General features: G+C 62.9%; 25 protein-coding genes. 18 read left to right on the plus strand and 7 right to left on the minus strand.

All coding sequences use genetic code 11. The annotated features are described in order from the left end of the window. The first annotated feature begins 24 nt into the window (after positions 1 to 24). The 6 genes from EHW12_RS17395 (at position 25) to EHW12_RS17420 (ending at position 5,140) form a co-directional block, all read left to right on the plus strand. Positions 25 to 681 carry a DUF3043 domain-containing protein gene (locus tag EHW12_RS17395; RefSeq protein ID WP_007730051.1) on the plus strand — a complete coding sequence of 219 codons (657 nt, stop codon included), beginning with the start codon at positions 25 to 27 and terminating at the stop codon, positions 679 to 681. Positions 682 to 704: 23 nt separating this feature from the next. Beyond that, complete coding sequence (gene cobU, locus EHW12_RS17400) at positions 705 to 1,271, plus strand: bifunctional adenosylcobinamide kinase/adenosylcobinamide-phosphate guanylyltransferase (protein WP_003941711.1); 567 nt, start codon at positions 705 to 707, stop codon at positions 1,269 to 1,271. Positions 1,272 to 1,294: 23 nt separating this feature from the next. Next, entirely contained in the window at positions 1,295 to 2,440 is a 1,146-nt protein-coding gene (gene cobT, locus EHW12_RS17405) for a nicotinate-nucleotide--dimethylbenzimidazole phosphoribosyltransferase (RefSeq protein WP_050655822.1), read from the plus strand. Positions 2,441 to 2,442: 2 nt separating this feature from the next. Next, positions 2,443 to 3,210 (plus strand): adenosylcobinamide-GDP ribazoletransferase, encoded by a 768-nt coding sequence (locus tag EHW12_RS17410; RefSeq protein WP_082239037.1) that lies wholly within the window; start codon positions 2,443 to 2,445, stop codon positions 3,208 to 3,210. A 9-nt stretch (positions 3,211 to 3,219) separates the two neighbouring features. Continuing rightward, positions 3,220 to 4,194, plus strand: coding sequence for a helix-turn-helix domain-containing protein (locus tag EHW12_RS17415; RefSeq protein ID WP_125051264.1), 975 nt, complete (start codon positions 3,220 to 3,222; stop codon positions 4,192 to 4,194). A 124-nt stretch (positions 4,195 to 4,318) separates the two neighbouring features. Beyond that, the gene (locus tag EHW12_RS17420) at positions 4,319 to 5,140 is read left to right on the plus strand and encodes a dienelactone hydrolase family protein (protein ID WP_030537052.1); all 822 of its coding nucleotides are present in this window, start codon (positions 4,319 to 4,321) and stop codon (positions 5,138 to 5,140) included. On the opposite strand, the gene EHW12_RS17425 is transcribed toward EHW12_RS17420, so the two are convergent. Both EHW12_RS17425 and gcvT read right to left on the minus strand, forming a co-directional pair. Continuing rightward, positions 5,134 to 6,237 carry a branched-chain amino acid aminotransferase gene (locus EHW12_RS17425; RefSeq protein WP_003941766.1) on the minus strand — a complete coding sequence of 368 codons (1,104 nt, stop codon included), beginning with the start codon at positions 6,235 to 6,237 and terminating at the stop codon, positions 5,134 to 5,136. The genes EHW12_RS17420 and EHW12_RS17425 overlap by 7 nt on opposite strands. 32 nt (positions 6,238 to 6,269) lie before the next feature. After that, complete coding sequence (gene gcvT, locus EHW12_RS17430; protein WP_003941726.1) at positions 6,270 to 7,370, minus strand: glycine cleavage system aminomethyltransferase GcvT; 1,101 nt, start codon at positions 7,368 to 7,370, stop codon at positions 6,270 to 6,272. Positions 7,371 to 7,528: 158 nt separating this feature from the next. Between gcvT and EHW12_RS17435 the strand changes: the two genes are divergently transcribed. Further along, positions 7,529 to 9,046, plus strand: a complete 1,518-nt coding sequence (locus EHW12_RS17435; RefSeq protein ID WP_019748919.1) for a leucyl aminopeptidase — start codon at positions 7,529 to 7,531, stop codon at positions 9,044 to 9,046. A gap of 55 nt (positions 9,047 to 9,101) precedes the next feature. Here EHW12_RS17435 and EHW12_RS17440 read toward each other — a convergent pair whose 3' ends face one another. Continuing rightward, entirely contained in the window at positions 9,102 to 9,452 is a 351-nt protein-coding gene (locus EHW12_RS17440; protein WP_003941713.1) for a hypothetical protein, read from the minus strand. Between the two features lie 364 nt (positions 9,453 to 9,816). On the opposite strand from EHW12_RS17440, the gene sucB reads away from it, so the two are divergent. From sucB to EHW12_RS17465, 5 genes are all read left to right on the plus strand, one after another. Beyond that, the gene (gene sucB, locus EHW12_RS17445) at positions 9,817 to 11,565 is read left to right on the plus strand and encodes a 2-oxoglutarate dehydrogenase, E2 component, dihydrolipoamide succinyltransferase (protein ID WP_118603049.1); all 1,749 of its coding nucleotides are present in this window, start codon (positions 9,817 to 9,819) and stop codon (positions 11,563 to 11,565) included. A 120-nt stretch (positions 11,566 to 11,685) separates the two neighbouring features. Further along, a complete protein-coding gene (locus EHW12_RS17450; RefSeq protein ID WP_125051266.1) occupies positions 11,686 to 12,573 on the plus strand; it encodes a TIGR01777 family oxidoreductase in 888 nt (295 codons plus the stop codon). A gap of 29 nt (positions 12,574 to 12,602) precedes the next feature. After that, positions 12,603 to 13,364: a lipoyl(octanoyl) transferase LipB gene (lipB, locus tag EHW12_RS17455; RefSeq protein ID WP_125051268.1), complete on the plus strand. Its 762-nt coding sequence runs from the start codon at positions 12,603 to 12,605 to the stop codon at positions 13,362 to 13,364. 51 nt (positions 13,365 to 13,415) lie between these two features. After that, positions 13,416 to 14,426, plus strand: a complete 1,011-nt coding sequence (gene lipA, locus EHW12_RS17460; RefSeq protein ID WP_003941610.1) for a lipoyl synthase — start codon at positions 13,416 to 13,418, stop codon at positions 14,424 to 14,426. A 76-nt stretch (positions 14,427 to 14,502) separates the two neighbouring features. Beyond that, positions 14,503 to 15,258 (plus strand): DUF4191 domain-containing protein, encoded by a 756-nt coding sequence (locus EHW12_RS17465; RefSeq protein ID WP_003941625.1) that lies wholly within the window; start codon positions 14,503 to 14,505, stop codon positions 15,256 to 15,258. A 73-nt stretch (positions 15,259 to 15,331) separates the two neighbouring features. Here EHW12_RS17465 and EHW12_RS17470 read toward each other — a convergent pair whose 3' ends face one another. After that, positions 15,332 to 15,805 carry an RDD family protein gene (locus EHW12_RS17470; protein WP_003941579.1) on the minus strand — a complete coding sequence of 158 codons (474 nt, stop codon included), beginning with the start codon at positions 15,803 to 15,805 and terminating at the stop codon, positions 15,332 to 15,334. 213 nt (positions 15,806 to 16,018) lie between these two features. Between EHW12_RS17470 and glnA the strand changes: the two genes are divergently transcribed. Continuing rightward, on the plus strand, positions 16,019 to 17,455 hold the full coding sequence (gene glnA / locus EHW12_RS17475; RefSeq protein ID WP_003941609.1) for a type I glutamate--ammonia ligase: 1,437 nt from the start codon (positions 16,019 to 16,021) through the stop codon (positions 17,453 to 17,455). A 38-nt stretch (positions 17,456 to 17,493) separates the two neighbouring features. Here glnA and EHW12_RS17480 read toward each other — a convergent pair whose 3' ends face one another. From EHW12_RS17480 to EHW12_RS17500, 3 genes are all read right to left on the minus strand, one after another. Then, complete coding sequence (locus tag EHW12_RS17480; RefSeq protein WP_125051270.1) at positions 17,494 to 18,660, minus strand: site-specific integrase; 1,167 nt, start codon at positions 18,658 to 18,660, stop codon at positions 17,494 to 17,496. Beyond that, positions 18,644 to 19,441, minus strand: a complete 798-nt coding sequence (locus EHW12_RS17485) for a helix-turn-helix domain-containing protein (RefSeq protein ID WP_125051272.1) — start codon at positions 19,439 to 19,441, stop codon at positions 18,644 to 18,646. Before EHW12_RS17485 ends, EHW12_RS17480 begins: the two co-directional genes overlap by 17 nt. 829 nt (positions 19,442 to 20,270) lie before the next feature. Continuing rightward, positions 20,271 to 21,388 (minus strand): IS3 family transposase gene (locus EHW12_RS17500; protein WP_125050763.1). Its coding sequence is split into 2 segments (ribosomal slippage): positions 20,271 to 21,112 and positions 21,112 to 21,388, totalling 1,119 coding nucleotides; the frame shifts between segments, so codons are not numbered across the junction. Positions 21,389 to 21,469: 81 nt separating this feature from the next. Between EHW12_RS17500 and EHW12_RS17505 the strand changes: the two genes are divergently transcribed. The 5 genes from EHW12_RS17505 to EHW12_RS17525 all read left to right on the plus strand — a co-directional run bounded on the left by EHW12_RS17505 (position 21,470) and on the right by EHW12_RS17525 (position 24,485). Next, the gene (locus EHW12_RS17505) at positions 21,470 to 22,306 is read left to right on the plus strand and encodes a phage antirepressor KilAC domain-containing protein (protein WP_164490585.1); all 837 of its coding nucleotides are present in this window, start codon (positions 21,470 to 21,472) and stop codon (positions 22,304 to 22,306) included. Positions 22,307 to 22,350: 44 nt separating this feature from the next. Continuing rightward, a complete protein-coding gene (locus EHW12_RS17510) occupies positions 22,351 to 22,992 on the plus strand; it encodes a hypothetical protein (RefSeq protein WP_125051276.1) in 642 nt (213 codons plus the stop codon). Further along, positions 22,989 to 23,432, plus strand: a complete 444-nt coding sequence (locus EHW12_RS17515) for a hypothetical protein (protein ID WP_125051278.1) — start codon at positions 22,989 to 22,991, stop codon at positions 23,430 to 23,432. The genes EHW12_RS17510 and EHW12_RS17515 overlap by 4 nt, the downstream gene beginning before the upstream one ends. A gap of 163 nt (positions 23,433 to 23,595) precedes the next feature. Continuing rightward, positions 23,596 to 24,189 (plus strand): hypothetical protein, encoded by a 594-nt coding sequence (locus EHW12_RS17520; RefSeq protein ID WP_125051280.1) that lies wholly within the window; start codon positions 23,596 to 23,598, stop codon positions 24,187 to 24,189. Continuing rightward, positions 24,186 to 24,485, plus strand: coding sequence for a hypothetical protein (locus EHW12_RS17525; RefSeq protein WP_125051282.1), 300 nt, complete (start codon positions 24,186 to 24,188; stop codon positions 24,483 to 24,485). Before EHW12_RS17520 ends, EHW12_RS17525 begins: the two co-directional genes overlap by 4 nt. Positions 24,486 to 24,543: the final 58 nt, after the last annotated feature.

Genomic DNA, 24,543 nt, shown 5'->3' on the forward strand with positions numbered 1-24,543 from the left:
GCACTTATCCAATAGCCTGGAGGTGTGAAATTGCTACGCCGCGGTGACTCAGACAACTCCGACAAACGTGACGTCGAGGGCACTGAGGCATCCTCGGCCTCCGAAGAGGCGCCCATCGAGCAGGTGGGCAAGGGCCGCCCCACACCCAAGCGTCGTGACGCCGAGGCGAAGAGGCGTGGCCCCGTTGCCCCTGCCCCGCTGACCGCGAAGGAAGCCCGCGCCCGCCGTAAGGCGACCCGCGGCTCCAAGGAGGACCGCAAGGCCGAAGCCGCCGAGCGTCGCGCATCGTCGGCAGACCGCCGCGCCCGCATGCTCGCCGGCGAGGACAAGTACCTGCTCCCCCGCGACAAGGGACCGGTTCGCGCCTACGTCCGTGACTTCATCGACGCTCGCCGCAACCTCGTCGGGCTGTTCATGCCGCTCGCGTTGATCCTCATCATGACCATGTTCGTCACGCCCGCGCTCCAGCAGATCGTCACACTGGCAATGCTCGTGATGATGCTCTTCATGGTCGGTGAAGGCATCTGGCTCGGTCGCATGATCAACAACCGCGTCGCCGAGCGCTTCCCCGACAGCACCGACGGCGGATTCAAGCTCGGCTGGTACGCGTTCGTTCGCGCGTCGCAGATCCGCAAGCTGCGCGCACCGAAGCCTCGTGTGGGGCCGGGCGACGCAATCTGAGCGTGACGAACACGTATAGAACTTTGGTCCTCGGCGGCGCGCGGTCTGGTAAGTCCGCGCACGCCGAGGATTTGGTTTGTGCAGGCCACTTACCCGAAAGTTCGGCACCGATCCGGTACCTGGCGACAGCCAGACGTGATGTCTCCGACGCAGACTGGGAAAGCCGGATCGACCAGCACCGCAACAGACGGCCTTCTCATTGGTCGACTGTCGAAACCGCAGCTGCCGGTGACCTCGCGGCGCAGCTCGAAAGCGATTCACACACAGCGACGTTGGTCGACGATCTGGGAACGTGGCTGACCGCGGAACTCGATCGGCAAGGCGCCTGGGACGCACCGCGCGGCACCGTCACGCCCGCGGCGGACAGCCTGGTCGCCAGTGTCGAGAACTACCGCGGACACCTGGTGCTGGTCAGCCCCGAAGTGGGTTTGGCCGTCATCCCCGAGACGCGGTCCGGACGATTGTTCCGCGATGAGATCGGCACTCTCAACGCTCGTATCGCCGCGGTGTGCGATCGTGTCGTACTAGTGGTTGCAGGGTTACCGCTCATCTTGAAAGATACTGCTGCACAACCGGAAGGCACGATGTGAGTACCGAGGCCAATCCAGGGGCCATTTCAGGGGCGAATCCAGATGCCAACCCTGACGTCGCGCCAGTCAGTAGCGCCGACTTCGAACCCGTCACCCCGCCCGACCGCGAGGTGCGAGCGCAGGCCGATGCGCGTCAGCGTGATCTGACCAAGCCGGCCGGTTCGCTGGGCCGACTGGAGGCTCTCGCCGGCTGGGCATCAGCCTGCCAAGGAGTTTGTCCCCCACACGCTTTCGCTCGGCCTCGCGTCGTCGTGTTCGCGGGTGATCACGGAATCGCCCGCAACGGCGTCTCCGCCTATCCGCCGGAAGTGACCGCACAGATGGTCGCCAACTTCCTCGGGGGCGGCGCGGCAGTCAACGTCCTCGCCGAGGTTGCCGGCGCCACGGTACGCGTCGTCGACATCGCAGTGGACGGCGATACCGATCCGTCCGTCTCGAACCACAAGGTGCGCAGGTCTTCCGGGTCCATCGACCGCGAAGACGCCATGTCGAACGAGGAAACCCTTCAGGCCATCGCCGCCGGCCGAGCGATCGCGGACGAGGAAATCGACGGGGGCGCAGATCTTCTCATCGCCGGCGACATGGGCATCGGCAATACGACGCCCGCAACCGTACTCATCGCCGCACTCACGGACAGTGAACCCGTCGCGGTCGTGGGTCGAGGTACCGGTATCGACGACGCCGGATGGATCCGCAAGACCGCAGCGATTCGCGACGCTCTCCGGCGTGCCCGTCCGCACGTTCGCGACACAGTCGCGCTGCTGCGCACGTCTTCGGGTGCCGACCTCGCCGCGATGGCCGGCTTTCTGGCCCAGGCAGCTTCGCGTCGCACGCCGGTGATCCTCGACGGCGTAGTGGTCACCGCAGCCGCCATGGTTGCCGACGAACTGGCTTTCGGCGCACGTGAATGGTGGGTCGCCGGACACCGCTCCACCGAACCCGCCCACACCATCGCATTGACCCGCATGGGTCTCGAACCGATCGTCGAGTTCGACATGCGTCTCGGTGAAGGTTCAGGCGCAGTCACCGCTCTCCCGATTCTTCAGGGCGCAGTGGCAATCCTGGGCAAGATGGCGACATTCTCCGAAGCCGGTGTCAGCACTCAGGGCAGCGCACCTGTCGACGAACCCGAGTCGATCGACCTGACCAAGACCGATACGGCGGAGTGAGCGTGGCGGGCCCGCTGTCCGGGGTGCCACTGGCCTTCTCGTGGCTGACGGTCCTTCCGGTTCGTGGTCCCTCCGACATCGACCGAACTGCCGGCCGTCGCGCCATCGCGGCAGCTCCGCTCGCCGGGATCGCTCTCGGCATTGCCGCGACGTTTCTGCTCTGGGGCACAACCAGTATCGGCCTGAATCCCTATCTCGCAGGCTTGCTGACGGTAGGTGCGCTCGCCCTCGGGACACGCGGGATGCACGTGGACGGACTGGCAGACTCCGTCGACGGACTGGGTTGTTACGGTCCACCGGAGCGCGCCCGCGAGGTCATGCACAGCGGCGGTGCCGGACCGTTCGGGGTCGCGGCGCTGTTCATCTTCCTCGGGCTGCAATCGGTCTCCTTCGGCGTCCTCGCTGTTGCCGACTCCCCCACGCAGTGGATCGCCGTTCTCGTATCTGTCGCTGCGGGTCGTGTGGCCGTCGTTTTTGCCTGCCGCCGAGGTATTCTCGCGTCGAGCCCGAGCGGATTCGGTGCGCTCGTCGCCGATTCACAACCGTTGTGGGCCGCAATCGTGTGGTCGGTTCCGCTGATCGCCGCTTCCGGCTTTGCCACCGACCGGTGGTGGCTCGGCCCTCTCGTGACCGCGTCGGCGCTGGTGATCAGTGTGCTGTGCGTGCGTCACTGCGTCCGTAGATTCGGCGGACTCAACGGAGACGTTCTCGGATTCGCACTCGAACTCACTGTGACGCTTACGGCCGTCGGCCTCACTCTCGGACTGTGATCCGACGTCGTGCGAGTAGGTGTCCTTGCGTACGAAGGTTGCCTCGCGGCCGAGATCTTCGTTTTCACCGACCTTCTCCTGATCGCCAATCGCGTCGCTGATGGAGCGCCCGCCGACCCCTTCGAGGTATCGGTCATCGCAGCGTCCCGCACGCCCGTCGTTGCGGCAGGTGGATTTTCGCTCGGCGTGCAGGAGGGGCATCACGACATCGATCACCTGGTTGTGCCGGGGTTCGAACTCGTGCCGTCCGAAGACCCTGCGACGCGTTTGTCGCTGTGGGAGGGAGAAATCGAGTTCATCCGTGCGTGCGAGGCGCGCGGCGTTCGGGTGTCGTCGGTCTGCGTCGGCGCGTATCTGCTGGGCGAGGCGGGACTGCTCGACGGACGCCGATGTACGACGTCGTGGCTGTACGGTGCGGACCTCGCGAGTCGTTACCCCGGTGCGACGGTTCGAACCGACTCGTTGATCGTCCAGGACGACGGCGTCACCACCACTGCTGCGTTCACCGCCGCGCTCGACCTCGCAACAGCACTCGTGCGCGAGCATCTCGGCGACAAGATTGCGCGTACGACCGCAAGAATTACGCTGGCGCCCGAAAACCGAACCAGTCGAGCTCCGTACATCCTCGACTCGATGCTGCCCGCCAAACACACACAGTTTGCCGACGACGTCGGAAGGTGGCTGGTCGAACGGATGGCGGAACCTTACGACTTGGATCTGCTGTCGGGTGCTTTTCACCTCAGCACCCGAACCATGCTTCGGAAGTTCAAGGTCGAGACCGGGGAATCGCCGCGCAGTTATCTGCAGCGTGCACGGATCCGAAAAGCGAAACGGTTGTTGGAATCGACCGACTGGTCTCTCGGAAAGATCCTGGGGCACATCGGCTATCAGGATCCTGGAACCTTCCGTCGCCTGTTCACCGACCGCGTCGGCATCAGCCCGGCCGACTACCGAAAGCGATTCCGCAACGGCGGCGCGGGATAGGTGCGTGGCGAGCCCGCCCGAAAACATGGCGAACCGCCCTCTTCTGTAGTCGATCCCGCGCCGAAAGACTGTGCAGAGGAATTGTTTCGACTACTTGGGAGGGCTCACCGTGCCGAACCGGAGCATGACCGAAGACGATCCGCTCGAAGACTTCGACCGTCGAACGATCACCATCGACGCAGTGGCGAAGTCCGTGTACGTGGCCGGCACCGGTCCCGCAGTAATCGTCATGCCGGAGATGCCGGGCATCAGCCCGCATGTAGCGCGATTCGCCCGCTGGGTGCGCGACGCCGGTTTCACGGTCTTCGTTCCGTCACTGTTCGGCCGCGACGGAGCGGTCCCCACAGTGAACGAGGGGCTGACGGTATTCAAGAGAGCCTGCGTCAGTGCAGAATTCCGCGCCCTCGCTGCCGACGAACCGAGTCCGGCGGTCCGTTGGCTGCGTTCACTCGCCGCTTCGGCGCATGAGGAGAGCGGCGGTCCTGGCGTCGGCGTGATCGGAATGTGCTTCACCGGTAACTTCGCGTTGTCGATGATGCTCGAACCCTCGGTCATCGCGCCGGTTCTCGCCCAACCGTCGTTACCGCTCGATCGACCGGACGAAACCGACAGCGGGCCCGAAGAACTCGAAGCCGTGCGCTCGAGACTCGAGGCCGAAGACCTCACGGTGCTTGCATACCGCTTTCGAGGTGACTCGTTCTGCCGCGCACAACGATTCGCCGCCTATTCGAAGGCCTTGGGCGAGCGCTTCGTCGGGAAGGTACTACCCGACGAAGCGGCCAACGCGACAACGTCGCCGTTCTTCGAACACGTCATTGCCAATCCACACAGCGTGGTGACGGCTCATCTCGTCGACGAGGCGGGATCGCCCACCACCGTCGCACGAGACGAGATTCTGCAGTTCTTCCGGGAGCGATTGCTCGCGGAACGAACCAGCGATCAGTGAAGTTTCGTCATCCAGCCGTGGGTGTCGGCGAAGGTTCCGCGCTGGATACCCGTGAGGGTGTCGCGCAGTGCCATCGTCACCTCACCCGGCTCGCCGTCGGCGATGGTGAACTCGCCCTCGGCGGACTTGACGCGTCCGACGGGGGTGATGACTGCTGCTGTGCCGCAAGCGAAGACCTCGGTGATTTCACCGCTCTTGCACTTGGTGCGCCATTCGTCGGTGCTGATCTTGCGCTCCTCGACGGCGAAACCGGAATCGGCGGCAAGGGCGAGCAACGAGTTGCGCGTGATGCCTGGCAACAACGAACCGGACAGCGACGGCGTCACGAGGCGAGCGTCGGGGCCCGAGCCGAAGACGAAGAACAGGTTCATTCCACCCATTTCCTCGACGTACGTGCGCTCGATGGCGTCGAGCCAGACCACCTGGTCGCAACCCTCGTCGGCGGCTTGCGCCTGGGCGAGGAGTGAAGCGGCGTAGTTGCCGGCGAACTTGGCCGCGCCGGTACCGCCGGGGGCCGCGCGAACGTATTCGGTGGACAGCCACACACTGACCGGCTTGACGCCGCGCGGGAAGTACGCACCGGCGGGCGAGGCGATCAGCAGGTAGCGGTACTCGTCGGCGGGACGGACACCGAGTCCGGCTTCGGTGGAGAACATGAACGGACGGAGGTAGAGCGCGTCCTCGCCACCGGCTGCGGGAACCCAGTCGAGATCGACGTCGATCAGTTCGGTGATGGAATCGATGAACATCTGCGACGGGAGCTCCGGCATGGCCAGACGGCGCGCAGATGCCGCGAAACGCTCGGCGTTGGCCTCGACGCGGAACGAGCTGATCTCGCCACCCGGCTGACGGTATGCCTTGAGGCCCTCGAAGATGGCCTGTCCGTAGTGCAAAACCATTGCGGCCGGATCGAGCTCGATGTTTCCGTACGGCAACACCTGGGCGTCGTGCCAGCCCTTGCCCGCGGTGTAGTCGATCGAGACCATGTGGTCGGTGAAGTGCCGCCCGAAGCCGGGCGCCGCCAAAATGTCACGGCGCTCGGCGTCGGACTTCGGGGACGAGCTCTGAACACGAACGAAATCGGCGGCACCTGTCATGGGCGCAATCCTATCGAACGTGAAAAAGCTCTCTACTTGGTGTTGGTCTCCACGAACGGAGGAGACACCACGACGCACCGAAGAGCACGACCACGGACGTCGACTTCGATCTCGTCGCCGGCCGAGACATTGGCACCGGAATCGAGGAGCGCCAACGCAATTCCCACTTTGAGCGAGGGCGAAAACGTCCCCGAGGTGGTCTCGCCGATTGCCTCGCCGTCACGCAGAACACCGAGGCCGGCACGAAGCACGCCGCGATCGAGAGCCTTGATCCCCCAGAGTTTGCGAGCCGGGCCGGCAGCCTTCTCGTCGGTCAAGGTCTCTTTGCCCCAGAATGTCGGCTTCTTCCAACCGATCGCCCATCCGCAGCGCGCTTCGAGCGGAGAAATCTCGAGCGAAAGCTCATGCCCGTGCAGCGGATACCCCATCTCGGTACGAAGAGTGTCACGGGCGCCGAGTCCGGCGGCCTGCCCACCCTCGGCGCGCACTGCCTCGAGAAGCGCGCGGAACAACGGCTCGCTGTCCTCCCACCGCGGCAGGAGTTCGTAGCCGACCTCACCGGTGTAACCGCTGCGGCACACACGAACAGGCACGCCGTTCCATTCCGCATCTTCGTACGCCATGTACTCGATCTCGGTGGGAAGTCCCAGAGCGGTCAGAACCGCCACCGATTTCGGACCCTGCACAGCCAGCACACCGTAGGCACGATGCTGATCCTCGACGGTGATTCCGTCCGGTGCGAGGGCGACCAGAGCCGCAACGACGTCCGCGGTATTGGCTGCGTTCGGGACGAGGAAGATTTCGTCGTCGCTGACGTAGTACGCAATGAGGTCGTCGATGACACCACCGGACTCGTTGCAGCACAACGTGTACTGAGCCTTACCCGGCCCGATCTTGTTCAAATCGTTGGTCAGTGCGGAGTTCACGAATTCCGCGGCGCCCGCGCCACGCACGACGGCCTTGCCGAGGTGACTGACGTCGAAGAGTCCGACATTCTCACGCACAGAGGTGTGTTCGGCCACGACGCCGGCGTACGAAACCGGCATCTGCCACCCCCCGAACGGCGCGAACGTCGCGCCGAGTTCGACGTGGACGGGGTGGATCGGGCCCTGCAACAGTTGTTCGTCGGTCATGGCCCACAACCTATCGGACTTCGCCGATCGAAACATGTCCGCAGCGAGAGCTCACCCGGCCGTGACGATCGCCCGTCCGCAAACTGCAAAGGGCCTAACATCGACTCAGGCATCCGCCAGAACCGGACGCATCGCACACTCACCTCACAGGAGACACCTTGAGCACTCGCACAGCCCGATCGTTGGGACCCGACCTCGTTCTCGCCGGCACAGTCGCCAAGCGCGCAGAGATATTGGTCGTCGGTCTGACGTCGGGTCCGGACGGCCCCGAAATCGCACTCAGCGAAGGCATCGTCGCCGAAGACGTACTCGCCGAGATCCTCGACAGCCTCATCGCCGTCGGCGCCACGGGCAAGCCCGAGCAGCTCACTCGTGTCCCGGCACCGAGCGAACTGTCGGTCACCAGCGTTCTCGCCGTCGGACTCGGCTCTGCCGACAAGCTCGGCAGCGAGCAGATCCGTAAGTCCGCCGGCGCCGCAGCTCGCTCGTTGTCCGGCATCGACACCGTCGCAACCACGCTCTCGATCCTCGACCTCGGTGCAGCCGCCGAGGGATTTGCGTTGGGCGCGTACAGCTTCACCGAATTCAAGTCGTCCATGACGGCTCCCGGTCCCGATTCGCAGCCACTGGCCCGCGTCGAACTTCTGGTGCCGTCGCCGCGCACGAAGGAGACCAAAGCGACGCTGGCACGGTCGGCTGCCATCGCCGAGGCCGTCGCCACCGCACGCGAGTTCGTCAACACTCCCCCGAGCCACCTCTACCCCGCCGAGTTCGCCGCGCGCGCGAAGGCACTGGGCGTCGAGGCCGGGCTCACCGTCCAGGTTCTCGACGAGAAGGCACTCGAGAAGGGTGGCTACGGCGGAATCATCGGCGTCGGCAAGGGCTCGTCACGCCAGCCGCGTCTCGTCCGCCTCGAATACGCGTCGAAGAAGCGTGGTGCCCGCAAGGTCGCACTGGTGGGTAAGGGCATCACCTTCGACACCGGCGGAATCTCCATCAAGCCCGCCGCCGGTATGGAGAACATGACCTCGGACATGGGCGGCGCCGCAGCCGTCATCTCGACCGTCGTGCTTGCCGCCAAGCTCGGCCTGCCCGTCAACGTCGTCGCATACGTACCGATGGCCGAGAACATGCCGTCCGCGACCGCCCAGCGTCCCGGCGACGTGCTGACCCAGTACGGCGGAATCACCATCGAGGTCGTCAACACCGACGCCGAGGGCCGTTTGATTCTTGCCGACGCGATGGTTCGCGCGGGTGAGGACGATCCCGACTACATGATCGACACCGCCACCCTGACCGGTGCGCAGATGGTCGCGCTCGGCAACCGCACCCCCGGAGTCATGGGCACCGACGAGTTCCGTGACCGCGTCGCCTCCATCTCGCAGAGCGTCGGCGAGAACGGCTGGGCCATGCCGCTGCCGGAGGAATTGCGCGGAGATCTCGACTCCAAGGTCGCCGACATGGCCAATGTCACCCCACACCGCTGGGGCGGCATGCTGGTCGCAGCTCACTACCTCAAGGAATTCGTTCCCGAGGGTGTCCAGTGGGCGCACATAGACGTCGCGGGGCCGGCCTACAACACGTCAGGGCCGTGGGGTTACACCGGCAAGGGCGGTACCGGCGTTCCCGTTCGCACGATGATCTCGGTCCTGGAGGACATCGCGGTCAACGGCTGACCCCTTGCTGTGCGCCTTTATTAACCCCCCGCGGTTAATAAAGGCGCACAGCAGTTCAGGCGCCGTCGCGCAATTCCTGCTCTCGGGCCCGCTTGCGTTCGATTCGCTTACGTTCGTCATGATCGCGCATACGCTGCGGATATCCCGTTTTTCGGACGTCGTAGACCGGGATCTTCAGGTCTTGTCCCAATTTGCGGGCGCCACGTTCGCCGCCGACACGACGACGAGTCCACTCCCCGTCCTTCGCAACCAGGACGACGGTCACCTCGGTCACCGTCGTCTGCGGTTCCACATAGGCCTCGACGCCTTCGTGCGAGTGCGCCCAATTCGCCAGATGATCCGCATCACTTTGCGCTGCGGCCTGAGCCGCACTCGGCGGACGCTTGAAACGATCGAACAGTCCCACGGTCGTACCCTCCTCGGTACCGACGCCGCGGATGCACCCCGGCGATATGTCAAGTTTGCCAGGCGATGTCCGTTGTGCCTGCGCACGACATACCGTTTGGTCCGCTTACGCCGTTACAGCCGGACCCCCGACGCATACCTACTCGCCAGTAGCCGACACACCCGAAACGGACGGCATCCCCCTCATCGGACACGCCCGGCGTATCAATGGAAAGATGAACGACGGTGACGCCGCGCCCGCGCGTCGACATCGGCAAAATAGCTACAAGTAGCCGCACGTCGCGCGCCACTCGAGCACAATGCATTACGACCACAAGTCGACAAAATTCAACAACCCGAACACAACTGTCGAGGAGTCAAAAGACATGGCCTTCTCCGTCCAGATGCCAGCCCTAGGTGAGAGCGTCACCGAGGGAACTGTCACACGGTGGCTCAAGCAGGAAGGAGACACGGTCGAAGTCGACGAACCCTTGCTCGAAGTCTCCACGGACAAGGTCGACACCGAGATTCCGTCTCCCGTCGCCGGCGTCCTGACCAAGATCGTCGCGCAGGAAGACGACACCGTGGAAATCGGTGGCGAGCTCGCCCAGATCGGTGAAGCCGGCGAAGCCGCAGCACCCGCGGCAGAGGCACCCGCCCCCGCCGCCGAGGAAGCTCCCGCCGAGGAAGCGCCGGCTGCCGAAGCTCCCGCTGAAGAAGCTCCCGCTGCCGAGGCACCCGCCGCTTCGAGCGGTTCCGCTGAAGGTACCGCCGTGACGATGCCCGCCCTCGGCGAGTCCGTCACCGAAGGCACCGTCACCCGCTGGCTCAAGGCTGTCGGCGACGAAGTTGCCGTCGACGAGGCGCTGCTCGAAGTCTCGACCGACAAGGTCGACACAGAGATCCCGTCCCCCGTCGCCGGAATCCTGCTCGAGATCAATGCGCAGGAAGACGACACCGTCGAGATCGGTGGCCAGCTGGCCGTCGTCGGCTCCGGCACACCCGCCGCGGCTCCGGCACCCAAGGCCGCTCCCGCAGCACCGGCCGCACCCCCTGCCCCCAAGGCTGAAGCACCGAAGGCTGAGGCACCCAAGGCCGAGGCACCCAAGCCTGCTGCCGCACCGGCCGCCCCCGCTCCGAAGCCTGCTGCGGCTCCCGCACCGGCGGCTGCCCCCGCAGCTTCCGGCGACAGCAGCCCGTACGTCACCCCGCTCGTGCGCAAGCTCGCAACGGACAACGGCGTCGACCTCGCGACCGTCACCGGCACCGGCGTCGGCGGCCGCATCCGCAAACAGGATGTGCTCGCCGCTGCGGAGGCCAAGAAGGCTCCCGCCGCCGCTGCTCCTGCTGCAGCACCCGCGGCCGCACCGGCCGCCACCGCAGCCGCAGGCGTCCGACCCGAACTGGCACACCTGCGTGGAACCACGCAGAAGGCCAACCGTATTCGGCAGATCACGGCCACCAAGACACGTGAGTCGCTGCAGAACACCGCTCAGCTCACGCAGACCTTCGAGGTGGACGTCACCAAGATCGTCGCCCTGCGGGCCCGTGCCAAGGCCGGCTTCATCGAGCGCGAAGGCGTCAACCTGACGTTCCTTCCGTTCTTCGCCAAGGCAGTCGTCGAGGCGCTGAAGTCGCACCCGAACATCAACGCCAGCTACGACGAGGCTGCCAAGCAGATCACCTACTACGACGCTGAGCACCTCGGCATCGCAGTGGACACCGATCAGGGCTTGCTCTCCCCCGTCATCCACAACGCCGGCGATCTCGGCCTGGCCGGCCTGGCCCGCGCCATCGCCGACATCGCCAAGCGTGCACGCTCGGGTGGCCTGAAGCCGGACGAGCTCTCGGGTGGCACCTTCACCATCACCAACATCGGCAGCCAGGGCGCGCTGTTCGACACCCCGATCCTGGTACCGCCGCAGGCGGCCATGCTCGGAACCGGCGCGATCGTCAAGCGCCCGATGGTGGTCACCGACGAGAACGGCAACGAGTCCATCGGCGTTCGCTCGATGATCTACTTGCCGCTGACCTACGATCACCGTCTGGTCGACGGCGCCGACGCCGGCCGATTCCTCACCACTGTGAAGCAGCGGTTGGAAGAAGCCTCGTTTGAAGCTGATCTGGGCCTGTAAGCAACTGCTCGGCCGGCCGGGGCGTCATCTCCATCAGGAGGTGGCGCCCCGGCTTTTTCAGTACGGTCGGAGATATACGTTCGGATATCGAAGCACGCTGAATCGAAGGAGGCTTTCCGAATGCGAGTAGTCATCGCCGGCTCGTCCGGTTTGATCGGAACGGCCTTGGTGTCATCGTTGCGCTCCGACAACCACGACGTGGTGCGTCTGGTGCGACGCTCGACCGCCGGCCCCGACGAATCGCGTTGGGACCCGGACCACGACCGTCTGGACCTCTCCGTCCTGCAGGGCGCCGACGCCGTCGTGAACCTCTGCGGCGTCGGCATCGGCGACAAACGGTGGTCGGGTTCCTACAAGCAAGCGATCCGTGACAGCCGCATCGTCGCGACCGACGTCTTGGCCGAAGCGGTCGCGAGTCAGAAGGTTCCCGTCCTCGCCAACGCGAGCGCCGTCGGCTATTACGGCGACACCGGCGACAAGATCGTCGACGAGGATTCGCCGGCAGGCACCGACTTTCTCGCCACGACGTGTCGCGATTGGGAACTCGCCACCGAACCGGCGCGTGCGGCGGGTGCCCGCGTCGTCAATCTGCGGTCCGGCGTCGTGATTTCACCTCATGGGGGCATGCTCGGTCGGCTTCGGCGCCTTTATTCGTTCGGCCTCGGCGGGCGACTGGGCAACGGTCGCCAGTACTTTCCGTGGATCTCACTCGAGGACGAGTGCGACGCGATCAAGTTCGCGCTCACGACTTCCGAACTCTCCGGTCCCGTCAACCTGACCGGTCCGGCCCCTGTCACCAATGCCCAGTTCAATGACGCCATGTCCCGGGCGGTCCACCGCCCGGCTCCCTGGATCGTTCCCGGGTTCGCACTCGAAGCGTTGATCGGAGAATTCGCCAAGAGCGGCATCCTCGGTGGCCAGCGCGCCATTCCCGCAGCTTTGGAAAAGGCGGGATTCTCTTTCCGCCACAACACGATCGGCGAAGCGCTGGCGGCCGCACTCGGTTGATTCCGAAGTCGGGCGTAATCTCTACGTCCATGAGCAGCGCTGCCGTTTCCGCCCGGTTCTCGAAACTGCCGATCGCCGTCGAGCAACTCGGTTCGATCGACTACAACGCCGCGTGGGACCGCCAGCGTGAGCTCGCGGCAGCGCGGGCGGACGACATCGGACCGGACACGCTACTGCTCCTCGAACACCCGCCGGTGTACACAGCAGGACGACGCACGGAACCCGAAGATCGTCCCGTCGACGGCACGCCTGTCATCGACGTCGACCGCGGCGGGAAGATCACCTGGCACGGCCCCGGCCAGCTGGTGGGATATCCGATCGTGAAACTGGCCGAGCCCATCGACGTGGTGCGGTATGTCCGACGCATCGAGGAAGCACTGATCACGGTGTGCACGGACCTCGGCCTGAACTGCGGGCGCATCGACGGCCGCTCCGGCGTCTGGCTGCCTGCCGAACTCGCAAACGGACAATGGAAGCCCGAGCGCAAGGTTTCTGCCATCGGCGTGCGCGTCCAACGGGGCGTGGCACTGCACGGCTTCTCCCTGAACTGCAATTCGGTCCTGACCGGATTCGACAACATCATTCCCTGCGGCATCCGTGACGCCGGGGTCACGACGCTGTCGCATGAACTCGGTCGCGACGTCACCGTGGACGAAGTCACTCCCGCTGTGACCGAGGCAGTAATCGCTGCTCTCGACGGAACCATGCCCGTCACCGAACGGAACGTCGAGCGCGTCACCTTCGAAAGCGTCTCGCCTACTCCGACTTTTACTACCGTTCAGTACAGCTGACGGGCTCGCCCGAACCCCGTTGCAGTAATCACCGGGCGTAGGATCACTGTCGTGACTATCGCCCCAGAAGGACGTAAGCTGCTCCGTCTCGAGATCCGAAACGCGGAGACGCCCATCGAACGCAAACCCAACTGGATCAAGACCCGAGCAAAGATGGGCCCCGAGTACACGGAGCTCAAGGGCCTGGTCAAGCGTGAAGGTTTGCACACCGTCTGCGAGGAAGCGGGCTGCCCCAACATCTACGAGTGCTGGGAAGACCGCGAAGCCACGTTCCTGATCGGCGGTGAGCAGTGCACACGCCGCTGCGACTTCTGCCAGATCGACACCGGCAAGCCCGAAGCCCTCGACCGCGACGAGCCCCGTCGCGTCGCGGAAAGCGTTCAGGCCATGGGCCTTCGATACTCCACGATCACCGGCGTCGCCCGCGACGACCTCCCCGACGGCGGCGCCTGGCTCTACGCCGAGACCGTCCGCAAGATCCACGAACTCAACCCGGGCACCGGCGTCGAGAACCTGGTTCCGGACTTCAACGGCAAGCCCGAACTGCTCGACGAGGTCTTCGCCTCACGCCCCGAGGTCCTTGCACACAACCTCGAGACCGTCCCCCGCATCTTCAAGCGGATCCGTCCGGCATTCCGGTACCAGCGCAGCCTCGACGTCATCACCGCAGCACGCGACTACGGACTGGTCACCAAGTCCAACCTGATCCTCGGCATGGGCGAAACCCCTGAAGAGGTCACCGAGGCGATGGCAGATCTCCACGCCGCCGGTTGCGATATCCTCACCATCACCCAGTACCTTCGACCCTCGCCCCGGCACCACCCCGTCGAGCGGTGGGTCAAGCCCGAGGAGTTCGTCGCACACTCGAAGGCTGCAGAAGAGATGGGCTTCGCCGGCGTCATGGCCGGTCCGTTGGTTCGCTCGTCGTACCGCGCCGGCCGCCTGTATGCGCAGGCCATGGCGCATCACGGCCGTGAACTTCCCGAGGCGCAGCGTCATCTGACCGAGGGCGGCGACGCTTCCCAGGAAGCCAGCTCACTCATGGCGCGCCTGAATCGCTGATCCACTTTTTGCTGTGAGCCTTTATTAACCGCGGGCGGTTAGTAAAGGCGCACAGCAATGGACGTATCCTGGGTACATGGCGAACGGCAGCAAATCCGGTAAGGGCAAACCCACCAAAGAGGCAAAGGCTGCAGCGAAGGCTGCCCGCAAGCAGGCTTCCAAGGAACGTAGAACTCAGCTCTGGCAGGCATTCCAGATGCAGCGCAAGGACGACAAGCTCCTCCTGCCGCTGATGATCGGCACCCTCGTCGGTGCTGCTCTGGTCTTCTTCCTGGTCGGTCTCATCTGGGGCCTTCAGTGGTTCCTGCTGCCGATCGGCATCGTTCTCGGTCTCCTCGGCGCCTTCATCATCTTCGGTCGCCGCGTCCAGAAATCGGTGTACAAGAAGGCTGAAGGTCAGGCCGGTGCCGCTGCGTGGGCGCTCGACAACATGCAGGGTGCGTGGCGCGTCACGAATGCCGTCGCCGGCACTACCCAACTCGATGCCGTTCACCGCGTCGTCGGACGGCCGGGTGTCATCCTCGTCGCCGAAGGTTCGCCGCAACGCGTCAAGGGCCTCCTCGCGCAGGAGAAGAAGAAGACCGCCCGCCTCATCGGCGACACCCCGATCTACGACATCATCATCGGCAACGACGAGGGCCAGGTTCCGCTCTCGCAGCTCCAGCGCTACTTGAACAAGTTGCCCCGCAACATCGACACCAAGCGCATGGACAACATCGAAGGTCGCCTCGCTGCACTGAGCGCACGCGGCGGCGGAGCAGCGCTTCCCAAGGGCCCGATGCCCGGAGGCGCGAAGATGAAGGGAATGCAGCGGACCATTCGTCGTCGCTGACACTCCCCCACAGCAAAACGAAAGACCCGGGCCCACACGGACCCGGGTCTTTCTTTACTTCGAGAAATTTGTGTCAGCGCGATTTCACGAGCAAAGTGCCGGTCGCGCGGTCCTGCATACCGCGACCGTCGATGTCGGTGATGGTCGCGGGAATCACGAACACAAGCAGTGCCTGACGTCCGAGCGCGCGCACGAAGCCCACTCGGATCGGGCCTTCGATACGCGCAACCTGAAGTCCGAGGACGAACTGCCCCGGGGTGAAGTTGAACAGAGCCACGGTGACGACACCGACGGCGAACCACACCATCAGCGTGACAGTCGAGGTCATACCGTCGAAGAAGTCGCCGGTGATGAGCGAGGCCACTCCCACAGCCATCACCCAATCCACCAACAGTGCCGCGATACGACGGCCCGAACCGACCAGCGAACCCGGACCCTCCTGAGGGAAACCGAGGAGCTCGCCACGGTACGACTGCTCACGGCCGTCCGCGCTCTTCGGCAAAGCTGCTTGCGGCCCAGAGAGCCAAGTTCCGGTGATACGTGCCATGCTGTCCAGGATAGGCGTCGCAGCACCGTAGTCCAGATTTGCCGGGTTTTAACTGTGTGGCCGGTCACATGGACTTCGGAAATCCCCAGGATGCTGCGACGCGTAACACTGCCGAAACAAAGGGTTGACGAGCGGGCAACACCAGATCCCTACCGTCTGCCTCGACGGATTCAACCGACATCACTTGGCTGAAGCGACTTAAGGAGCACAAGCGTGGCGTTCACCACGGCCGAAGAGGTCATCAAGTACATCGCGGACGAGAACATCGAGTACGTCGACATTCGGTTCAGCGACCTGCCCGGCGTCCAGCAGCACTTCTCGATCCCGGCGTCTGCTTTCAACCAGGACGTGTTCGAGGACGGCCTCGCATTCGACGGATCTTCGGTCCGCGGATTCCAGTCGATCCACGAGTCCGACATGATGTTGCTTCCCGACGTCACCACGGCGCAGATCGACCCCTTCCGCAAGGCGAAGACCCTCAACATCAACTTCTTCGTGCACGACCCGTTCACCCGTGAGTCCTACAGCCGCGACCCGCGCAACGTTGCCCGCAAGGCCGAGGAGTACTTGGTCAGCACCGGCATCGCGGACACCGCATTCTTCGGCGCCGAGGCCGAGTTCTACATCTTCGACTCGGTTCGCTACGACTCCGGCATGAACTCCGCGTTCTACGAGCTGGATTCCATCTCCGGTTCCTGGAACACCGGCGCAGAGACCAACGCCGACGGCTCCCCGAACCTCGGCTACAAAGTTCGCGCCAAGGGTGGCTACTTCCCCGTCGCTCCGTACGACCACTACGTGGACCTGCGCGACGAAATCTCCACCAACCTGACCAACGCGGGCTTCGAGCTCGAGCGCGGCCACCACGAGGTCGGCACCGGCGGACAGCAGGAGATCAACTACAAGTTCAACACGCTGCTCGCAGCTGCTGACGACCTGCAGTTGTTCAAGTACATCGTCAAGAACACCTGCTGGCAGCACGGCAAGTCCGCAACCTTCATGCCGAAGCCGCTCTTCGGTGACAACGGCTCGGGCATGCACGTCCACCAGTCCCTGTGGAAGGACGGCAAGCCCCTCTTCCACGACGAGTCCGGCTACGCAGGCCTCTCGGACATGGCGCGCCACTACATCGGCGGCATCCTGCACCACGCTCCGTCGCTGTTGGCCTTCACCAACCCGACGATCAACTCGTACCACCGTCTGGTGCCGGGCTACGAAGCCCCCATCAACCTCGTGTACAGCCAGCGCAACCGCTCGGCAGCTGTCCGTATCCCGATCACGGGCAACAACCCGAAGGCAAAGCGTCTCGAGTTCCGCGCACCCGACTCCTCGGGTAACCCGTACCTCAACTTCGCTGCACAGATGATGGCCGGCCTGGACGGCATCAAGAACAAGATCGAGCCGATGGCTCCGGTCGACAAGGACCTCTACGAGCTTCCCCCGGAGGAGGCTCGCAACATCCCGCAGGCTCCGACCAGCCTCGAGACGGTCATCAACCGCCTCGAAGCCGATCACGAGTACCTGACCGAGGGTGGCGTCTTCACCACCGACCTGATCGAGACCTGGATCTCGCTCAAGCGTGAGCAGGAAATCGCTCCGGTCAACCTGCGTCCGCACCCGTACGAGTTCGAGCTCTACTACGACGTGTGATCCGCATCGGCCGCTGACCTGGGCTGGAACCGGCTGACCTAGCCTTCCGTCCGCACAGCGTCCGCAGCTTCTTCAGACGAGTCCACCCGCTTAGTGATCACAGCATCGATCGCAGAGCGGGTGGACTCGTCTGCGTCCGGCCACATGTGCCCGTAGGTGTCGAGCGTCGTCTTCGCGCTCGCATGCCGCAGCCGAGCCTGGACTGTCTTGATATCTGCGCCAGAGGCAATGAGCAGCGAGGCGAGATAGTGGCGCAAGTCGTGGAATGTGAACTCGTCGGGAAGGTCGACGTCCCCCGAATCCTTCACCGCTCGCAACGCACGTTCGATCAACCACGGTCCCGCGGCCTTCCCCTCGCCGTTCGTGACCATGTGCTCATGGGGCCACTGCTGCACCGACGCCGACAACATGAGCGCTAGAGACTGCGGCACTGGAATCGGCGCGTCACTCCCCCGTGTCTTCAACGGCTTGTCCGGCCACTGCCGCTTCGGGTGAACTACTCCCCTGGTGAAGTCGACATCGTCGACAAGAGTCGCGGCCGCTTCGGAGATCCGAAGGCCTGCGAACGCGCCAAGAAGGATCGCCACTCGATAGTGCGCCGGCATTGCGTCGTGCACTGCCCAGAGTTGCTCGGTGGTGATCACGTAGACCTTGGCGCGCCCCATGGGCGGCGATGTTCGACGCGAGCATGGGTTGCGTCCGAGTAGTCCGTCATGAACTGCGTCGCCCATGATTTGCGCGAGGCGCGAGTGTAGGGCGTAGATGTAGGAGTCCGCGAACCTGTCTGTCTTCAGCTTCGCCGTCCAGGTCTTGACGGCAGACGGCCGGACAGCAGCGAGGCGCACGTTCCCGAACTCTGCAGTTATCTGCGCAATGTGCGTACGCGCTTGCCTGACCGTCGAGTCTCGATGGACGGCATATCCAAGGATCCACTGATCGCACCATTGTTGAACAGTGATCTGAGCATCGCGGGGCGCGACGTGAGTTCCGGTGCCGAGTGCCGTCGTTGCTGTGTTCAGCCAGTTCTGCGCGTCGGCCTTCCTGTCGAAACCTTTCGCATGCTCGGTGCCGAGGTCATCGACGTAGCGGGCACGCCACCTCTTGCCCTTGCCATCGTTCGCCGATGGAACCTTCTTCTCGACATCGCCGACCTTGACCGTCTTCGTCCAGCGATCCTCGACACCAGCCCTACGGTTGCGAGTCATCTTCCGACTCTTCATGTTCTTTTTCGCGGTTCTTTGATATCGAAGATTTCGACCCGCTGGTTCGATTCCTGAGAATCGTGCGGTCTTCATCCTTCTGAGCTGCAAGCAACTTTCTCGATTCACGGTTCGCTCTCACGTCAGCTTTCGCCTCCGAAAACTCCGCGAGCACCTTATGCATGATCGGGTCTTCCAGTGTCCCAACAAGTCCCAGCGCCCCAGAGGTAATGAGCAGCCCCAAGGCGCCATCAAGAAAGCGGTCCGCCTCATCGGGGGCCGCACCAAGAGCCATGGCTTTCTGTGCGGCCAGAAATGATTCGCGAACAGTTGCAGTGAGTTCGATGATCGCGCTAGCCATCGCATATGGATCATCTTGACCGCGGGATTTTAAGTCTTTTGCAGAGTCCTTTAGATGGCGGACTACGTATTCCACCGATTCCTCGTCAACATCGGTTGAAGCTTGCGGTCTCGCGTCCGCAGCTTTACTGAAGGCCTCCTTAAAGGATATCCCTTCGCGCAAGATCGCATCCTTCTCAGGAGTTGTCGACCTCGGTTGAAGACCCTGCATGAGATCACCCAACGTGCCCGGGACCCAACCTAGTGCTGCCTCGATTTTGGTCCTTGAAGAGTCGCGGGGCCACCGCTCGCCCTTCTCTAGCGAACGGACAGTTTTGACATCAACCTCAGCTTCCTTCGCCAGATCCGCCTGGTCCATCCGCAGTCGGAGGCGACGGTCACGAACAGCGTCGCCAACCCTGATTCGTTTCTTATCTTCATCGGACATGGAAAGAGTTTTGCAGGGAACTCAGCGGAACTCAAGTCAGAGGGGAAATCGCAGGTAATTCTGCATATTGAACACGAAAACTACACAAATGTTGTTCCCTGTCGACCTGGGACTTTAATAAAAATCGAGCCACAGTTCCCTCGAGTTCCGTTGACATGTTCCCCTTCGTTCCGTAAGTTCCCTTTTGTGAAAACGGAACAACGAACATTCACCGGAAAAGGCCAGGCCAGCTGCCCCTTCGTCGAGTGCGACTGGGTACGCGTAGGGGGAACTCTGCGGGCACTTAGGGAACTTCGCGGATTCTCTCCGGGGCAGTTTGCGGAAGCTCTCCAGATCTCGCGGCCATACCTCGTGAACATCGAGAGCGGACGGAAGCGTCTGACGAACATTCTTCTAGCCCGAGCTGCGGCAACCCTACGTGTCGAACAAATCGCGATCATGCGGGAGCCGGGATGAGTAGTCAGATGGAAGTAAGCGAAGAGTTTTGGCAGGCCAAGCAATGCTTCGAGAACACGGGAATCCCCGAAAGCACTTGGCGCTACTGGGCTCAAAGATCCGAAGGGCCAAAGAGTTTCAGGCTCGGGCGCCGGAGGGTCTGGCGAAAAAGTGTAGTTCTCGACTGGATTGCCCAGCAGGAAGCAGCGACATGAATCCATCTACCTCCACAAACAACAACGGCACCGACCACGCGGCTGCAACCGCAGATGTGACCAGTGCCGTCGAGACCAATCCCCAAGCAAGGAATGAGTTCACCGTGAACGATACATCTCTATCCGCCGCAAGTGAAGTTGGTAGGACCCCGTTTGGTGAGCCACTCGGTATCAGAGAATCAATGCGTGTGAATGCAGCTGGCAGCGTACTCATTCGGGGTCCGGTACGCCAGTGACGAATGACGGTGTCGGTTGTTGTACTCCTCCTTCCAGTCCTCGATGACCACCCGGGCTTCGAGGAGGCTGTGGAATTCGTTCATGTTCAGACATTCGTCACGGACCCGGTTGTTGAACGATTCGATGTAGCCGTTCTTCCACGGTTGACCAGGTGGAACGTATCCGATTCCGACCTGGTCCTCGCAGAATGTCCTCAGTGCCTCGGAGATGAACTCAGGGCCGTTGTCGCACCGCAGCACTTGCGGCGGGCCGCCCCAGAGCGCGAACGCCTTCTCCAAGGCCGCGACGAGATCCTCCGCCGGGATGGACCGCTCGACGATGTTGAGCACCGACTGTCGCGTGTGCTCGTCCACCATCGAGGTAATCTTGAACTTCCGGCCGTCCGTAGTGGAATCGAACTGGAAGTCGATCGCCCACACCACCTTCGGTGCATCAGCCTCGGTGATCGGAGTGGTCGAGGCGCCAGCTCGTTTCCGGATCCTGTGGATCTTCACCCGCAGCCCTTCCTCGCGCCACAGTCGCTGAACTTTCTTCTTGTTGATCACCCAGCCAGTTGCACGCAGATCTGCCCACGCCCGCCGAAATCCCTTGCGCGCATTCGCTTTGGCCCAGTCCCGCAACCACTTCCGCAGATCGGCGTCCGGGTCGTCCGGGGTGTTCTTCGCTGATTCCTTGCGTTGGGTTGATCGTGGCTGCCCGACGACCTTGCAGGCGAAACGCTGCGAGAGCCCCATCGTTTCCTGGAGCATGACGACAGCGTTTCGTTTGGCGGTCGGGCTCAGAATTTTCCCCGAGCGATCTCCTTGAGTGCGGCCTTTTCGAGTTCGGCTTCGGCGAGGAGTTTCTTGAGTTGGGCGTTCTCGTTCTTGAGTTCCTTGAACTCTTTGGCATCGTCGGCTTTCATGCCGCCGTACTGCTTGCGCCAGTTGTAGAGCGTCGGCACTGAGACGTCGAGTTGTCGGGCGATCTCCTCGACGTCGGCGCCCTTGGCCGCGAGTTCGTCGCCGTGGCGCAGTTTTCGGATGATCTGTTCGGGCGTGTGCCGTTTGCGTCCAGCCATGAGTTGTAGCCTTTCATGCCCTTGATCAGGGCGGGAAGGATTCTCATAACCAGCGGGTCACTTAATGGGGGTCATGCCAAAGTGGTCGACCTGACGGTGCCGGCGGCACGCGCTCAGCGTGACACTCTCGTCACCCGCACTGACGTACTGGACAAAGTGAAGGTGTTGTCCCTTCTCCCTGACGGTATCCACGCCACAGTTGAGCAGGTTGCAACCTTCTTTGAAGTTCCCGCGAAGACGATCAGTTCGCTCGTAAATTACAACCGGGACGAGATCAGTTCCGACGGCTACCGCGTTGTACGAGGTGAGGAACTCAGATTGAACTTCAATCCGAGTTCCCTCGGCCTCGATCCCCGCACACCATCACTCGCCTTGTTCAACCGACGCGTCATGTTGCGCATCGCCATGTTGCTCCGTGACTCCGAGATCGCCCGCCGAGTACGCACGTACCTTCTCGACGTCGAGGCCGGTGTCCGTGAACTCGATGACGACGAGATCGTATTCCGTGCTTTGAAGATCCAGAGCCGCAAGATCGAGCGTCTCACTGTCGAGGTCGCCGAACTCGAACCCCGGGCAGCGTTTGCGGATCTGATCCTCGATGCATCCGGTGACTACTGCGTCGCAGACGCCGCGAAGGTGTTGTGCCGGGCGGGAATGAAAACCGGCGAAAAGCGACTCTTCGACGAGCTCGAGCGGCGCGGCTGGATCTTCCGTGGTCGCAGTGACGGCAAGTGGCGCGTGAAGCAGCCCGCCATCGAGGCCGGGTACATGTCGGAACTTCCGCAGTCGCACAAGCATCCGAAGACAGGTGCGCGTGTCACTGATGTTCCTCAGCCCCGCGTGAATCCCAAGGGCATTCAACGCATCCTCGACGATTTCCGCGCCGAGTCGCAGCTCGCGCTCGACCTTGTCCCATGACCACCCAAGTCGCATTCACTCGACACTTAGAAGGAAGTTCTCACATGTCACCCACCAGTCTCGACGCCTTGAAGTACCTCACCGCTTATGTTCACGGACAGACGGATTGGGCTGTCGACTACATCTCTGGAAACGTCTACTTCGGCCTGTCTGATGATGACGCAGGCCGGGTTGAGACTGTGCTCGACGATCCGATGGACGCGATTTCGGAGTTGCCGAAGCGGATGCTTGAGGTCGTGCAGGCTATCGAACCGGGCTTCACGATTCGTTCGGGTACGTATTCCGATGGACGACCTGTGCAGTCCATGATCGTGATCGAGGAAGGTCTCGTGTGCCCGTACCTGTGGCACTACGACATCGACAAGGTTGAGGCCGAAACGCTCACGGGGACACTGTGTGCCGACCCTGGCCAGTACAAGGGCACCTACGAGATCAAGATTCTTCCGCCGCAGTCGTTCGACGTCACGATCAAGCCGGCAAAGTTCGTCTACCACGCAGAGCCCGTGGAGGCGATCGGAAACGGTGTCGCGTCGGTGAGACTGGGCGAGTTCGAAGGCGGGCCGGAATTCATCGCCCTGGACATCGGCGACAGTGTGGAGCGTCGAACGGTGTACATCGAGCCCGATGAGGCCGGTGTCCTCGGTCGCGTGCTGCTGGAGTTCGAGAAGTCCGGTGAAGCCAAGTGACACTCGACAAGAATCGCCTGCAGGCGTACGCGTTGGACGGCACGATCATTCATCACAACCTCGTTGCGGATGAGGGTGCGTACGTCACTGTTCAGGGGCGCGATTCCCAGCCGATGACGGTCGTCTTCGACATGAAGGATCTCAAAGCGATCGCCGAAATGTATCGACAGCTGGAGTTGAGGTCGGTTCTGGATTGTCCGTCGGTGGTGCGGTGGGCTGACCGTCCGATGACCGACGAGGAACTCACAGCGAGCCATCGACTCATCTCACGTGCACTGAACGGCATCCGTAGCAACTGCCTGGATTGGGCGTGTACGGCGTCCAATCCGTGGGCAGAAGCTGGCCGCCGACAGTTGGCTAGCGACTGCCTCCAGCAAGTCGAGCATCAGTTGATGCAGGTGTATCCCGAGGCGAATGACCGGGAAATGTCCGGTGACTGAGCGGGAGTTGATCGACAACCGGGACGCGATGTCGTTGGCGGAACGTGTTGAGGCGCGTACGGACTTCGGTCCGTTGCCTAGTAATGCAAGTGTCCCCGAGCCTGCTACGAACAGGCTCGGGGACGGGAAGAGCAATTCCAACCACCCAGAAGGAATCAATCTGATGAGCACGATAGCACCTATCCCCACCAGCGAGGAAGCCTTGAAGGGCATCACAGCCGGCAATGGTATCTCCACGACACTCGACGAAGTGACCGTCGGTGCTGGACATCAGCAGGTCAAACTGGAATTGAATCGGTACGACGGCCGTGACGAAGACGGTAATCCGGAAACACCCGAGTTCGGCATCGCTTTCGAGCAGGCAGATGGCCAGCTGGACTGGGCCGAGATTCCGCCGGAGGCGATCGACGAGGCAATCTCAGCACTGGCCCGTTTGAAGCGGGCATGGAATCCGGAAGCATCACGCGTACAAGCTCTTCCACCCTTCGACGTGACAGCTAACGGCGGCAGCTACATGGCAGATGCGCCGATGATTCCGCTCGAAGAACACGAGTACGACGCGGAAGGCTTGCATGTCCAGGCATATCGGTGCGGAGACTCGACGGGGATAGATCGATTGGTGGGAATCGCTGCCACCGCTCGGCACTCGATTCTCGACTGGCCGTTCTACTTCACACCGGAAGCAGCGTTGCAGCTCGCGGACGATATCCGTGACACTGCTCTTGCTCTCATCGCTGACGCGGAGGTCGCGGCATGACCGTAATCAAGGATGCACCCACTAGCGCTGAGGTTCTCGCGAAGATCGGCGCGGACGGTGGGGAATACACCATTGTCGCGGAGGTGTTCCGAGTGCCGTTCTCTGCGCGGGTGTCTCGCTGGGATGCCAATGACGGAGAGGGTCCATACTCCGACCCGCCGCGCATCGAGATCGACTGCTCGGACCAGGACGGCGGGGAATGCTTCTTCGATCTGACGATCCTGCCTGAGTACGTCGACACTTTCGCGGCCGTCGTCGCGGAGATCGTGGCCGATTACAAGGCGGTGACCGGATGACGATCACAGAGCTGGTCCTCGCTTCGCTGCTCGTCGTTCAGTCCGCCGCTTGGGTCGC

The organism is Rhodococcus sp. NJ-530, assembly GCF_003860625.1.
Lineage (GTDB): Bacteria > Actinomycetota > Actinomycetes > Mycobacteriales > Mycobacteriaceae > Rhodococcus_F > Rhodococcus_F qingshengii.